This window comes from Amycolatopsis ruanii (genome assembly GCF_003385175.1).
In the GTDB taxonomy this organism is placed as follows: domain Bacteria; phylum Actinomycetota; class Actinomycetes; order Mycobacteriales; family Pseudonocardiaceae; genus Amycolatopsis_E; species Amycolatopsis_E thermalba.
In genome coordinates, this window is record NZ_PQHY01000004.1 from 28,935 (window position 1) to 40,962 (window position 12,028).

The 12,028-nt window shown below is 73.9% G+C and carries 13 protein-coding genes; 7 read left to right on the plus strand and 6 right to left on the minus strand.

The window, feature by feature from the left end; all coding sequences use genetic code 11:
* Positions 1-38: 38 nt before the first annotated feature.
* Positions 39-371 (plus strand): TfoX/Sxy family protein, encoded by a 333-nt coding sequence (locus tag D0D28_RS03035; protein ID WP_094002861.1) that lies wholly within the window; start codon positions 39-41, stop codon positions 369-371.
* A 58-nt stretch (positions 372-429) separates the two neighbouring features.
* Positions 430-738, plus strand: a complete 309-nt coding sequence (locus tag D0D28_RS03040) for a DUF1905 domain-containing protein (protein WP_116109640.1) — start codon at positions 430-432, stop codon at positions 736-738.
* On the opposite strand, the gene D0D28_RS03045 is transcribed toward D0D28_RS03040, so the two are convergent.
* A complete protein-coding gene (locus tag D0D28_RS03045) occupies positions 722-1,726 on the minus strand; it encodes a 2Fe-2S iron-sulfur cluster-binding protein (RefSeq protein WP_116109641.1) in 1,005 nt (334 codons plus the stop codon). The two genes, D0D28_RS03040 and D0D28_RS03045, sit on opposite strands and share 17 nt — an antisense overlap.
* A 1-nt stretch (position 1,727) precedes the next feature.
* Positions 1,728-2,951: a cytochrome P450 gene (locus D0D28_RS03050; RefSeq protein ID WP_094002860.1), complete on the minus strand. Its 1,224-nt coding sequence runs from the start codon at positions 2,949-2,951 to the stop codon at positions 1,728-1,730.
* Positions 2,952-3,090: 139 nt separating this feature from the next.
* On the opposite strand from D0D28_RS03050, the gene D0D28_RS03055 reads away from it, so the two are divergent.
* Positions 3,091-4,020, plus strand: coding sequence for an AraC family transcriptional regulator (locus tag D0D28_RS03055; RefSeq protein ID WP_094002784.1), 930 nt, complete (start codon positions 3,091-3,093; stop codon positions 4,018-4,020).
* Positions 4,021-4,123: 103 nt separating this feature from the next.
* Here D0D28_RS03055 and D0D28_RS03060 read toward each other — a convergent pair whose 3' ends face one another.
* Both D0D28_RS03060 and D0D28_RS03065 read right to left on the minus strand, forming a co-directional pair.
* Positions 4,124-4,732, minus strand: a complete 609-nt coding sequence (locus D0D28_RS03060; RefSeq protein WP_116109642.1) for a class I SAM-dependent methyltransferase — start codon at positions 4,730-4,732, stop codon at positions 4,124-4,126.
* Positions 4,733-5,024: 292 nt separating this feature from the next.
* Positions 5,025-5,942 (minus strand): LysR family transcriptional regulator, encoded by a 918-nt coding sequence (locus D0D28_RS03065; RefSeq protein WP_116109643.1) that lies wholly within the window; start codon positions 5,940-5,942, stop codon positions 5,025-5,027.
* 71 nt (positions 5,943-6,013) lie between these two features.
* Here D0D28_RS03065 and D0D28_RS03070 point away from each other — a divergent pair, with 71 nt between their 5' ends.
* A complete protein-coding gene (locus D0D28_RS03070; protein WP_094002781.1) occupies positions 6,014-6,862 on the plus strand; it encodes an SDR family NAD(P)-dependent oxidoreductase in 849 nt (282 codons plus the stop codon).
* Here D0D28_RS03070 and D0D28_RS03075 read toward each other — a convergent pair.
* Together D0D28_RS03075 and D0D28_RS03080 are read right to left on the minus strand one after the other, a co-directional pair.
* Positions 6,834-7,205 carry a DUF4267 domain-containing protein gene (locus D0D28_RS03075; protein ID WP_094002859.1) on the minus strand — a complete coding sequence of 124 codons (372 nt, stop codon included), beginning with the start codon at positions 7,203-7,205 and terminating at the stop codon, positions 6,834-6,836. The genes D0D28_RS03070 and D0D28_RS03075 overlap by 29 nt on opposite strands.
* Positions 7,206-7,529: 324 nt before the next feature.
* Positions 7,530-9,602, minus strand: a complete 2,073-nt coding sequence (locus tag D0D28_RS03080) for an N-acetylmuramoyl-L-alanine amidase (RefSeq protein ID WP_240323070.1) — start codon at positions 9,600-9,602, stop codon at positions 7,530-7,532.
* A 353-nt stretch (positions 9,603-9,955) separates the two neighbouring features.
* Between D0D28_RS03080 and D0D28_RS03085 the strand changes: the two genes are divergently transcribed.
* The 3 genes from D0D28_RS03085 (at position 9,956) to D0D28_RS03095 (ending at position 11,994) form a co-directional block, all read left to right on the plus strand.
* On the plus strand, positions 9,956-10,255 hold the full coding sequence (locus D0D28_RS03085; protein WP_094002779.1) for a DUF1540 domain-containing protein: 300 nt from the start codon (positions 9,956-9,958) through the stop codon (positions 10,253-10,255).
* A 145-nt stretch (positions 10,256-10,400) separates the two neighbouring features.
* Positions 10,401-10,781, plus strand: a complete 381-nt coding sequence (locus tag D0D28_RS03090) for a YciI family protein (protein ID WP_094002778.1) — start codon at positions 10,401-10,403, stop codon at positions 10,779-10,781.
* A gap of 37 nt (positions 10,782-10,818) precedes the next feature.
* On the plus strand, positions 10,819-11,994 hold the full coding sequence (locus D0D28_RS03095; protein ID WP_233157001.1) for an RNA polymerase sigma factor: 1,176 nt from the start codon (positions 10,819-10,821) through the stop codon (positions 11,992-11,994).
* The last annotated feature ends 34 nt before the right edge of the window (positions 11,995-12,028 follow it).

The window sequence follows — 12,028 nt, forward strand, 5'->3', positions numbered from 1 at the left end:
ATCCGGCGGCCACGGGGGCGCACCGGCCATACTCGGGCATGGCTTACGACCACGAACTCGCCGACCGGGTCCGGGATCTGCTGTCCGGCGCGGACGGCATGAGCGAGAAGCGGATGTTCGGCGGGCTGGGGTTCCTCGTCCACGGCAACATGGCCCTCGCCGCGGCCTCCGGCGGTGGGCTGCTCGTGCGGGTCGAGCCGGACGACGGTGAGCGGCTCCTCGGCGGGGACGTGCAGCCGATGGTGATGCGCGGGCGCGAGATGCGCGGCTGGCTGCGCGTCGGCCCCGCCGCCGTCCGGACTCCCGAGCAGCTCGGCGAATGGGTCGAACGGGGCGTGTCCTACGCCCGGGCCCTGCCCGCGAAGGCCTGAGCGATCGCCCGCGCGCCGCGGCCCCGAAACTGTCGGTGCCCCGTGGCAGTCTGACCGCGTGAACATCGCTTTCGACGCCGAACTGTGGGTGTGGGACGTGCGGCGCGCCGACACCTGGACGTTCGTGAGCCTGCCCGCCGGCGCCTCCGACGAGATCAGCGACCTCACCGAAGGCAGCCGGCAGGGCTTCGGATCGGTGCGGGTGCGCGTCCGCGTCGGCGCGACCACCTGGACGACCTCGGTCTTCCCGGACAAGGCGCGCGGCTGCTACGTGCTGCCGGTCAAGCGCGCCGTCCGGGAAGCCGAGGGCCTCCAGCCGGGCGACACCACGGCCGTCACCCTGGAACCCCTCACGAGGCCGGCGTGAACTTCTCCCGGTGGATCCGCCTCGGCGACATCCGGCGCCGCTTGAAGGCCTTCACACCCGCCTCCACCATCGCCGGCGGGCCGCACAGCCACCCCGACCAGCCGCGCCCGCTCGGCACGTCCTCGACGAACGCGTCGGTCGGGAACCCGCCGCGGTACGCCGGATCCGGCTCGTCCGACAGCACCGGCACGAACCGGAAACCCGGGTGCCGCCCGGCGATCTCGGCGAACCGGCCGAGGTCGTACAGGTCCGCCGCGCCCCGCACGCCGTGGTACAGCAGCACCTCCCGCTCCGGGTGCCGCGCCAGCGCGGTGCGGGCGATGCCGACCAGCGGGGCCAGCCCGGTGCCGCCCCCGATGAGCACCATCGGGCCGCCGTCGTCCTCCTCCGCCGGTGGCAGGTGGAAGTCGCCGAGCGGGCCGGTCGCCTCCACCCGGTCCCCGGCGGCGAGCCCGCCGAAGAGCCAGCCGTCGGTGGCGATCCCGCCGGGCACGCGCCGGACGTGCAGCTCCAGCACCTTGTCCTCGTCGGCCGTGTTGGCCAGCGAGTACTGCCGCCGCGCACCGGAGCCCGGCACGACCAGCTCGACGTACTGCCCGGCCTCGAACGCGAGCGGCTCGGACAGGCCCAGCAGCACCCGGCGGGTGTCCCGCGCGATGTCGGCGACCTCCAGCACGGTGGCCGTCAGGTCGCGCAGCGGGTGCGTGGCGCGCCCGGCGTCGGCGGCGCTGCTGACCTCCGTGTCGGCGAGCGGCCGGGCCTGGCAGGCCAGCGCCAGGCCCGCGGCGCGCTCCTCGGGGCTGAGGGTGTCCTCCGGCGCGGCGCCGTGGTCGACCTCGCCGGTGAGCACCTTGAGCTTGCACGTGCCGCAGGTGCCCTGGTTGCACGAGTTGGGCATCCACACCCCGCCGCGCAGGAACGCCTCGAGCAGGGTCTGGCCGGGGGCGCACTCGACCCGCCTGCCGCCGACGCTGACCGCGAACGTCACCTCAGACCTCCCAGGTGACGTGCAGCGAGGTCGGGCCGCGGAAGCCCCAGCCCCAGAACTCCACGCCCTCGCGGGTGTCGCGCTCCAGGTTCGGGATGGCCTCGAACAGCTCCTCCAGCGCGATGCGCATGACGTGGTTGGCGAAGTAGATGCCCGCGCACGCGTGGTTGCCGGCGCCGAAGGCCAGGTGCGGCAGCGGCGGGCGGTGCAGGTCGTACCGCGAAGGGGCCTCGTACTTGCCGGTGTCGTGGTTGGCCGAGCCGTAGGACAGCATCACCGGCGTCCCGGCGGGCAGGTCGACCCCGGCGACGGTCACCGGTTTGGTGGAGATGCGGGCGGTGGCCGACCAGATCGGCGAGGTCCACCGCAGCCCCTCCGAGATCGCCCGCGGGATCAGCGCCGGGTCGTCGACGACCTCTTCCAGCTGCTCGGGCCTGCTGAACAGACCGACCAAAGTGGACGCCATGCCGTGGCCGGGTTCCTGCATCGCGCCGAGCAGGTAGACGTAGATCGTGGGGTAGATGTACTCGCGGTCGCGGGTCTGGCCGGGCGGCATGCCGTCGTGCAGCCAGTGCGAGATGGCGCTGTCGTCGGGGTGCTCGATCCACCGGTCGATCAGCGGGTCGACCACGGCGCGGATCTCGGCCTTGGCCTGGTCGCCCTCGGCGAAGCCCTCGGGGTTGGCGAACTCGCCGTTCTCGTCGACGGCGGCGTTGGTGAACGAGCGGCTCAGCTTGGCGAACCACTCGCGCAGCTTGTCGGAGTCCACGTCCTGCAGGCCGAGCAAGTCGCCGAGCGAGCGGACGCTGACCGGCTCGCAGTACTGCGCGACCAGTTCGGCGTGCCCGTCGTTTTCGAACCGCTCGAGGTAGCGGCGCGCGATGGGCCGCACCAGGTCGTCGATCCAGCGGTCCACCTCGGCGGGCTGCAGGGCGGGCTCGACCATGGAGCGCAGGTCGGCGTGGATGTCGCCGTTGACGCCGATGATCGCCGGGTGCCCGAAGGTGCGGCCGCCGGCCGGGGTGATGACGGCCTCGAAGTCCGGGCTGGTGGCGACCTCGCGGCAGACCTCGGCGGTCGAGGCGACGTAGGAGCCCAGCACGGGCACGAAGGCGAGCGGAGCTTCCGCCCGCAGCCGCTCGTACACCTCGTACGGGTTGCGCTCGAGCTGCGTCATGGTGACCTCGTCGAGCCAGGCGAGGTCGGGCCGTTCGGTCGTCGTCATCGCGGTGTCCTCCCACATCGTCGTCCGGGATGACACGGGAGGCTAGGCAGCGCTGACCCGCGCGGCGACACGCTTCGCGCGGTGACGGCACGGATCGCGCGGCCGGTTCGTGACGTGCGTCTCTGGTAGCCTCCTGCGCATGCCCGCACGGCGTAGTGCGCCGCCCCGGGACTGGCACCAGGCCTCCCGGAAGGTGGCGGAGGCTTATTTCCCGCACGAGCTGCGGCCGCTCGGCGGTGGCCGCGACCCGCGCCTGACGCTGCGCACGCTGGACCTGGGCCCGGTGCTGGTGGGCCATGTCGGGTGGGGCGCCGACGTGCGGATCGGGTGTGAGTACCCGGGCGCGTACGAGGTCAACATGCCGCTGACCGGGCACCTGGAAAGCCGTGGCAGGCACGGGCCGGTGGTGTCGGTGGCCGGGCAGGCGACGGTGTTCCGCGCCGACACGCCGTCGCTGATCAGCCACTGGGACGCGACCTGCACGGTGCTGGGCGTGAAGTTCGACAGCGCGTGGCTGGACCGCGAGGCCGAGCGGGTGCTGGGCGGTGACCGGGTGACGCTGCGTGGTGAGCTGCCCGACCAGCTCGAACTGGGCGCCGGGCAGGGCCGCGCTTGGCGTCAGCTGGTGGGCGGCCTGGCGGCGAACCTGCACGAGCCCGGGATGCTCGGGGAGGTGGTGCGGGAGCAGCTGGCGGGTGCGCTGGCGGCGAGTTTCCTGCTGGCCGGGTGCCCCGAGGCGGGCGCGGGCCCGGTGCCGCGCCCGCGGGCGATCAACCGCGTGCTGGACCGGCTGCGCGACGACCCGGGACGAGCCTGGACGGCGGGCGACATGGCGGAGGTGGCGGGCACCAGCGTCCGGCGGCTGCAGGAGGGGTTCCGGCAGTGGGTGGGCTGCAGCCCGACCGAGTACCTGCTGGGAATCCGCCTGCAACGCGCCGACGCGGACCTGGCTTCGTCGGGGTGCACGGTCAGCGAGGTGGCGGCCCGCTGGGGCTTCTCGAGCGCCAGCCGTTTCGCGGCCGCCTACCGGCGGCGGTACGGGGTGCCTCCGGCGCAGGCGCGCCGCTGAGCGGCTTCTGCGGTGCCGGGCCGTTCGGCCGGCCGAGCACACCACCTGACTCCCCCACTACCGGCGCGTCCCCGGTGCCGGGTGGTCACGCGCCCCGGAGCGGTCACCCCTTCGCGGTGGCCAGGACCAGGTAGCGGTCCGCGCCGTCGTCGATGGTGTCGAGGCGCCAGCCGGCCGCGGTGAGGGCGGCGCGGATGTTCGGCTCGGCGCGCAGGTCCTCCGGGGTCAGCTCCCGGCCCTGCCGCCGCGCGAGTGCCGCGCGCCCGACCGGATGGAACAACGCGAGGCGCCCACCCGGCCGGCAGACCCGGGCCAGCTCCCGCAACCCGGCCACCGGATCGGCCAGGTGCGACACGAGCCCCGCGGCGAACACCGCGTCCAGCACCCCGGACCGCAACGGAAGGTGCACCGCGTCCCCGAGCACCAGCGCCGCAAGGCGATGGCGCCCGCGCACGGTGGCCTCGGCGAGCATCTCGGGCGTCACATCGACCCCGATGACCGTCCCTTCCGGACCGACTGCGTCCCGCAACTCCGGCAGCGCGCGCCCCGTGCCGCAAGCGATGTCGGCCACCGCCCCACCCACCGGCGGGCCCAGCTCGGCGACGGCACGCCGGTAGCGCGGCCCGTCGTCGGGGAACTTCAGCTCCCAGGCCGCCGCCCGCGGCCCGAAGAAGGCCCGCGTCGCAGCGAGATCGGTGGATGGCACGCTCATGGGAGCAGCCTAGGCGTTCCGCCCCCAACCAGGCACACGCAGCGACGACCGCACCGCGGACACCACTCGCACCGAGCCGGGAAAGCGGCGGCCGCCCACCACTGCAGCGGACCTCACGACCGGCCCGCACCTCCGCCACCGGCCCAGCACCACGCACAGCCAGCACAACGGCCGCAACCACCCACACCGGCGAGCGGCCGGCTCACGACAGCCCACGCACCCCCACTCCGCTCCCCACCGGCCGGCACCGCGCAACGCCAGCGGCAACCGGCCTCACGCCAGCCCGCCCACCTCACGACAGCGCCGGCGCCTCCACTGCCGCCAGGCGCAGCGCCTCCGCCACCCGCGCCACCGCCTGGGGCAGTGCGCCGGGCAGCCGCGCGAGCATCAGCCGCCGTTGTTCGGACGGGCCGCCGTGCACCGGGAGGATCCGCACGAACGCCGGCGCCACCGCGGCGAGCGACGCGGGCGCCGTCGTGATGCCGCAGCCCGCGGCGACCAGGTTCAGCTTCGCCAGCCAGTCGCGCGCCGTGTGGGCGATCTCGGGCCGCTCGTCGAGGCCCGGCCACACCCCCATCACCTTGTCGCCGCCCGCGCCCGCGATCCACCGCTGGCCGTGCAGATCCGCGATGTCCACGAAGTCGCCGCGCGCCAGCGGATGCGTGGCGGGCACGGCGACGCACAGTCCGCGTTCGGCGAGCGTCCGCAGTTCCAGCGCCGGCGTTTCGCTGTCCGGCGGCCGGAACGGCGGCGCGGCCGCGATCAGCGCCAGGTCCAGCGTTCCGGCACGCAACGCGCGTACCAGCGCCGGGGTACTACCCTCGCGGGTCACCACGGTGATCGCCGGGTGGGTCTCGCGCAACGCGACCAGCGCCTGCGGCACCAGTCCGGCCCCGGCGCTGGCGAACCAGCCGAACCGCACCGTGCTGTGCTCGTCGGGCAGGCCGGCCAGCTCCCGCGCGGTGGCGTCGATCTGGTCGACGACGCTCGCCGCGCGGCGCACCACCACCCGGCCGGCGGGAGTCAGCCGCACGCCGTCGTGCCGCCGTTCCAGCAGCGGCGCCCCGGCGGCGCGTTCGAGCGACGCGATCTGCCGGGACACCGCGGACTGCGTGTAGCCCAGCGCGGCCGCGGCGGCGGTCAGCGTGCCCCGCTCGGCCACCTCCCGGAAAACCCGCAGCGCGGTGAGGGAGGCATCGGTGAAGGCCATGATGAACAGGAATACCCCAGGTGCGGAACTTTCGCTACCCGGATGGCTCCGGGGTTCCTAACGTCGGAGGCATGAACAGAGTCGCAGTTGTCACCGGCGCCACCCAGGGTCTCGGCCTCGCACTGGTCGAAGGTCTCGCGCAGCGTCTGTCCACAGGGGACACCGTGTACCTGACCGGGCGTGACCACGAGCGGATCCAGCAGGCGGTGGAGGCGATGCCCGCCGGTGGTGCCCACGTCCGCGGCGAGGTCTTCGACGTGGGCGACCCGGAAGCCGCCGCCCGGTTCGCCGATCTGGTCCGGGAGCGGCACGGTGGCGTCGACATCGTCTTCGGCAACGCCGTCATGCGCGTCGGCCCGGACGACGACCCGCGCGCGATCATCGACACCTACACCGAGGTCAACAACTTCGGCACCACGCGGCTGTTGCGGGCGTTCGCGCCGCTGGTGCGCGACGACGGCAGCCTCATCGTGGTGGCCAGCTCGCTGGGCACGCTGAAGCAGCTCGCGCCGGTGCTGCACCACCACTTCGACGGCCTGACCGCGCTCGACGAGGTGGACGAGCAGGTCGCCGCGTGGCGGGACGCGGTCAAGGACGGCAGCGCCCGCTCCGGCGCCTGGCCGGGTTTCGTGAACATCCCGTCCAAGATCGCCCAGGTCGCGGCCGTGCGCGCCCTCGCCTCGCAGCGCCGGGACGGCGACCTGACGCGCGGGATCCTGCTGGCGGCGGTGTGCCCGGGGATGATCAACACCCCGACCTCCGCGCTGTGGTGGGACGTCAGCGACGCGCCGACGCCCGCCACGGCCGCGATTGCCCTGCTGGACCTCGTGCTCGAGCCCGGGAAGCCCGAGCACTACGGCGAGCTGGTGCGGTTCGGGCAGGTCGTGCCGTTCACACCAGGAACAGCAGCACGGCGCTGAGCAGGATGACGACGGCGGTCGCGAAGTGGACGCCGAACGCGACCGCCTTGGGCCCGCCATTGCGCAGCACGACGACCGTGTCACCGAACGGGAGCAGCGCGACGACCAGCATGAACCAGGCCTCGGCGTGCGGTCCGGCGAAGGCCAGCAGGGCCAGGCCGACGAGGCCGTAGCCACCGTCGCGCAGCCCCTTGATCGTCAGGTAGGCCGGGTCGCCGCCGGTCCGGGCGGGGACGCCGTAGCCGGCCGCGGCGGCGCGGGGCGTGAACAGGAACCGCGCGCCGATGAACACGAGCAGCAGGTTGAGCAGGATGGCGAGCCCGTAGGCGACCGGGGTGAGCATCTTCATCTCCTTGCTAGCGTTGCTAGGTACGTAATCGACACTAGCGTGTCGGCGACAGAAGCGCTAGCACTGCTAGATAGGTGGGAGATGTGATCCGTTCGGCGCCCCGGGCGCGGAGCGGGAGCGGTTGAATCAGGCGGCCGGATGAGCCGCTGCGGCCGCGGACCGGAGCGGCCGAGTCGCGTGCGGAGGCAGGGGCGAGCAGCTTGATGGGCTCGGACGGCGCGGGTAAGAGCCGCCGCGAGGCAGCGGCGGCTCTTACCGATCAGCGACCGGCGCAGGCCAAGCGACCGCCCCACTGACCGCCAGAGCCCATCCCCCGGCTCAGTACCGGTACGCCACCGCCTTGCCGGTGGCGAACGAGAAGACGATGTAGCCGCCCTGGAAGTCGTTCCGGCGGCCGCCCGCCACGGCGTACTCGTCGCTCGTCGGGTAGCCCAGCCAGGACTTCTCCCAGCCCAGCGACGCCCAGTGGGAGCGGATCGCGCCGTAGATGGCGTGCGCGCCCGTGCCCGGCGACCAGTACACCGACCCGCCGCCGCTGCCGTTGAAGTGGTTGTACCGTCCCACCCCGTCCGGCGTCACCAGCTCGTTCGTCGTCGGGTAGCCGAGCGGGCCCGCCTCCCAGCCCAGCGCGCTCCACCGCGCCCGGATCGCGCCGTAGATCGCCCGCGCGCCGGTGCCCGGCGTCCAGTAGATCGACCCGCCGCCGCTGCCGGTGAAGTGGTTGTACCGGCCCACCCCGTCCGGCGTGCCCCGCTCGTCGGTCGTCGGGTAGGCCAGCGGGCCCGCCTCCCAGCCCAGCGCCGACCAGGTGTCGCGGATCGCGCCCTGGATCGCCTGCGCGCCGGTGCCCGAGGTCCAGTAGATCGACGCGTTCCCGGTGAAGTGGTTGTACCGCCCCACCCCGTCCGGCGTGACCCTCTGATCGGTGCGCGGGTACCCGAGCCCGGTCTCCCAGCCGCGCGCGGCCCACTTGTCGCGGATCGGCCCGTGGATGCCGCGCGCGCCGGTGTCCGGGGTGAAGTAGATCGAGGCGTTCTCGCTGAAGTGGTTGTAGCGGCCCACCCCGTCGGGCGTGCCCCGCTCGTCCGTCGTCGGGTACCCGAACAGCGACTGCCCGCCCAGCGCGGTGAACGTGCCGTGGATGGCGCCGTGCACCCAGTAGGCGCCCAGGTCGGACCGCCACGCGATGGTCGACCCGCCACCGCCGAACGTCGTCGCCCGGCCACCGCCCGGCCAGTCCGTCTCGACCGCGTACACCGGGCCCGCCGCGGCCGTCCCGACCGCCACCCACTTCTGGTGCACCGCGCCGGACCGCCAGTCGCCGGCCAGTTCGGTGGCGCGCGTGCGCAGGGCAGGCAGCTGCGCGTAGCCGGAGTTGCCGGGGCACTCGGTGGCGCCCACGTCCCGGTGCCCGAACACGGTCGGCAGCGTCACCTCGGTGCCCGCCGGGTACTTCGACGTGCCGCCGCCCCGGCTGACCAGCGTGGTCGAACCGGACGGGTCGGTGTAGCCGTTGCCGAGCTTCCACGCGGTCATCCGCGCCACCGCGTCCAGCGTCGCCTCGCTCGGCGCGACCGTGCTGTGCGTGCCGAGCATCGCGATGCCGAACGTGGACGTGTTGAACCCGCCCGCGTGCGCGCCGATCGTGGGCAGGTTCAGCCCGCCCGCGCGGCCCTCGAACACGGTGCCGCACTTGTCGACCAGGGCGTTGTAGCCGATGTCGCCCCAGCCGTTGGTGACCGCGTGGTAGTAGTAGATGCCCCGCACCAGCGACGCCGACTCCTCGCAGGTGTAGTCGTTGCTGTTGTCGGTGTGGTGCAGCGTCACGGCCTTGACGGTGGGCGCGTACTCCGGCGTCCAGGTCATCAGCGATTCGTCGGCGCCCCACTGCGCCCGCGTCACCACGGCCGGCATCGACGGCACCCCCGACGCCTGCGCCACCGTCGCATCCGCCGGGGAGGTCCCGGGATCGACCAGCACGGCGGACAGCTCGCCGGTCACCGGCACGCCGCCGCGTTCGGCGCGCACCTGCAGCCGGTCGGCCGGGCCGGTCCAGATCGGCTCGGTCGTGGACGGCGCCGCCACCCCGTCGCGGCCCGAGTCCTGCCGGTCCACGGCGCGCCAGTCGCTCCACGCGCCGCGCTGCGACCGCCACCGCACCGACACCTTCTCCGGCGCCGCGCCCCGCCAGCTCAGCCCGGCCAGCGAAAACCCTTCCCGCGCCGCGACCTCCCGCGCGCCCGGCGCCACCTCGGGCGCGTTCGCGAGCGCCACGGTGGACGCCTTCGGCTCGACCGGCCCCGCCCCGGGCTGCGCCGCGGCGGGCGCGGACACCACGAGCGCGACGGCCGCGACGACGGACAACAACGAACCCCAGTGACGCGGGCGCACGCAAACTCCTCGGTGAAGCCGACACAAACGCGAGGAGCCTACGCGACGAACCGGATCATGAGGACGAAAAATTCGAGAATTTTTCACACGGGAACCGGGTGATCATGGTTGGGAATTATCCCGCCACCAGGCGATCGTCTACAGTGGACAACAGTGGTACGGACAATCACCCGAAGGGGCGGGAATCATTTCCGGGGGCGCCCTCCCGCAATTCTCGTCCGCGCTCCCACCAGCGCAAACCGCACCTTCAAGGATAGGCTCACCTAAATCCCGCCGAATTGCCGCGCACGCCCGGCGGTGGCATTGTCCGGGGTACCGGACGATGTCCCACCACCCTGTCGTGAGGAGCGGTTATGACCAGCACCGAGATGCCCGCTGTGGCCGAGTGCACCGTCACCGGGTGCTCGTACAACCACGACGGATGCCACGCCTTCGCCATCACCGTCATGGGCGAGAACGGCTCGGCGGACTGCGGCACCTTCGTGCCGCTGAACACCAAGGGCGGCCTGGACCGGGTCGTCGCGCAGGTCGGCGCCTGCTCGCGCACCGACTGCACGTACAACTCCTCGCTCGAGTGCACCGCCTCGGGCGTCCGGGTCGGGCCGGGTACCGGCGGTCACGCCGCCAACTGCCTCACCTACACCCCGCGCTGAGCGCCCGGGACGACGAGGGCACGGCCGCCGCGCGCGGCCGTGCCCTCGTGCTTTTCCCGCGCGCCCGGGCGAGAATCTCCCGGCGGGCTGTCGAGTCAGGGGCATCCCGTTCGTCATCTTCGGATGAGGACGACGGGGAGGACGGATGCGCTACCTGCTGATGATCTACAACTGCGAGCGGCCGCAACCGCCGGATCCGGGCTTCGCCGAAGCCCTGGCCCGGGTGACGGCGTTCGCCGACGAGCTGCGGCGGCGTGGCGTGCTGGTCGCCGGCGACCCGGTGCAGGACGTGCACACCGCGACGACGGTGGCCGTGCGCGAGGGGCGGACGCTGATCACCGACGGGCCGTTCGTGGAGACGCACGAGCACCTGGGCGGCTACTACGTGCTGGACTGCCGGGACCTCGACGAGGCGCTGGAGCTGGCCGCGCTGTGCCCGTTCGCCGAGAGCGGCACCATCGAGGTCCGGCCGCTGGCGCACGTGCCCGGTGTCGGCCACAGCCCCGCGCCCTCCGGTGCCGGCTGAGGCGGTCGGGCGCGTCTACCGCGAGCACCGCGCACGGATGCTGGCCGCGCTGGTCCGGGTGCTCGGCGATTTCGAGCTGGCCGAGGACGCGCTGCAGGACGCGTGCGCGCTGGCGTTGCGCGCGTGGCGGGAGACGGTGCCCGGCGATCCGGTCGCGTGGCTGCTCACCACCGCCCGGAACCGGGCCATCGACCGGCTGCGGCGGGAGCGGGCGGGCCGGGAGAAGGAGGAGCGGGCCGGCGCCGGGTGGCCCGCGATGAGCGAGCCCGGCGCGGAACGCCTGCTCGCCATCGGTGACGAGCGGCTGAGCCTGATCTTCACCTGCTGCCACCCGGCACTGGCGCCCGAGGCCCGCGTCGCGCTCACGCTGCAGGCCGTGGCCGGGCTGACCGCGGCGGAGATCGCGCGCGTGTTCCTGGTGCCGGAGGCGACGCTGGCGCAGCGGCTGGTGCGGGCCAAGCGCAAGATCCGCGACGCCGGGATCAGCTTCGCCGTGCCGGCCGACCACCTGCTGCCGGAGCGGCTGTCCGGGGTGCTGGCGGTGGTGTACCTGATCTTCACGCAGGGCTACACGGCCGCGCCCGCGGAGGCGGGCACGCTGCGCGCCGAGGCGATCCGCCTCGCCAAGCTGATCGCCGCCCTCATGCCGGACGAGCCGGAAGCACTCGGGCTGGTCGCGCTGCTCCTGCTGCACGACTCGCGGGCCGCCGCGCGGCACTCCCCCACCGGCGAGGTGGTCCTGCTGGCCGACCAGGACCGCGGCCGCTGGGACCGGGCCGCGATCGCGGAGGCCGTCGGGGTGCTGGACCGCGCGCTGCGACACGGCACGCCCGGCCCGTACCAGCTGCAGGCGGCGATCGCGGCGCTGCACGCGCAGGCGCGCTCGGCCGGCGAGACCGACTGGCCGCGGATCGCCGCGCTCTACGCCGAACTGCTGCGGGTCGCGCCGTCGCCGGTGGTGGCGCTCAACCACGCGGTCGCCGTCGCGATGACCGACGGGCCCGCGGCCGGGCTGGCGCTGCTGGAGCGGATCGACGGCCTGGACCGCTACCACCTGTTCCACGCCGCCCGCGCGGACCTGCTGCGCCGGCTCGGCCGCGCCACCGAGGCCGCCACGGCCTACCGGCGGGCGCACGACCTGGCCGCGAACCCCGCCGACCGCCGCTTCCTGGCCGCCCGCCTGACCGCCCTCGGCGAGCCGGAGTCCACCTGAGACCGTCCATTCTCGGCCACCGGCCGGGGCTGCC

Excerpts from the sequence above, each read along its gene's own strand:
- D0D28_RS03075 (WP_094002859.1), bottom strand. The coding sequence starts at position 7,205 with ATGCTCACCCCGGTCGCCTACGGGCTCGCCATCCTGCTCAACCTGCTG.
- D0D28_RS03050 (WP_094002860.1), bottom strand. The coding sequence starts at position 2,951 with ATGACGACGACCGAACGGCCCGACCTCGCCTGGCTCGACGAGGTCACC.
- D0D28_RS03090 (WP_094002778.1), top strand. The coding sequence starts at position 10,401 with ATGCGCTACCTGCTGATGATCTACAACTGCGAGCGGCCGCAACCGCCG.
- D0D28_RS03035 (WP_094002861.1), top strand. The coding sequence starts at position 39 with ATGGCTTACGACCACGAACTCGCCGACCGGGTCCGGGATCTGCTGTCC.
- D0D28_RS03060 (WP_116109642.1), bottom strand. The coding sequence starts at position 4,732 with ATGAGCGTGCCATCCACCGATCTCGCTGCGACGCGGGCCTTCTTCGGG.
- D0D28_RS03070 (WP_094002781.1), top strand. The coding sequence starts at position 6,014 with ATGAACAGAGTCGCAGTTGTCACCGGCGCCACCCAGGGTCTCGGCCTC.
- D0D28_RS03085 (WP_094002779.1), top strand. The coding sequence starts at position 9,956 with ATGACCAGCACCGAGATGCCCGCTGTGGCCGAGTGCACCGTCACCGGG.
- D0D28_RS03065 (WP_116109643.1), bottom strand. The coding sequence starts at position 5,942 with ATGGCCTTCACCGATGCCTCCCTCACCGCGCTGCGGGTTTTCCGGGAG.
- D0D28_RS03055 (WP_094002784.1), top strand. The coding sequence starts at position 3,091 with ATGCCCGCACGGCGTAGTGCGCCGCCCCGGGACTGGCACCAGGCCTCC.
- D0D28_RS03095 (WP_233157001.1), top strand. The coding sequence starts at position 10,819 with ATGCTGGCCGCGCTGGTCCGGGTGCTCGGCGATTTCGAGCTGGCCGAG.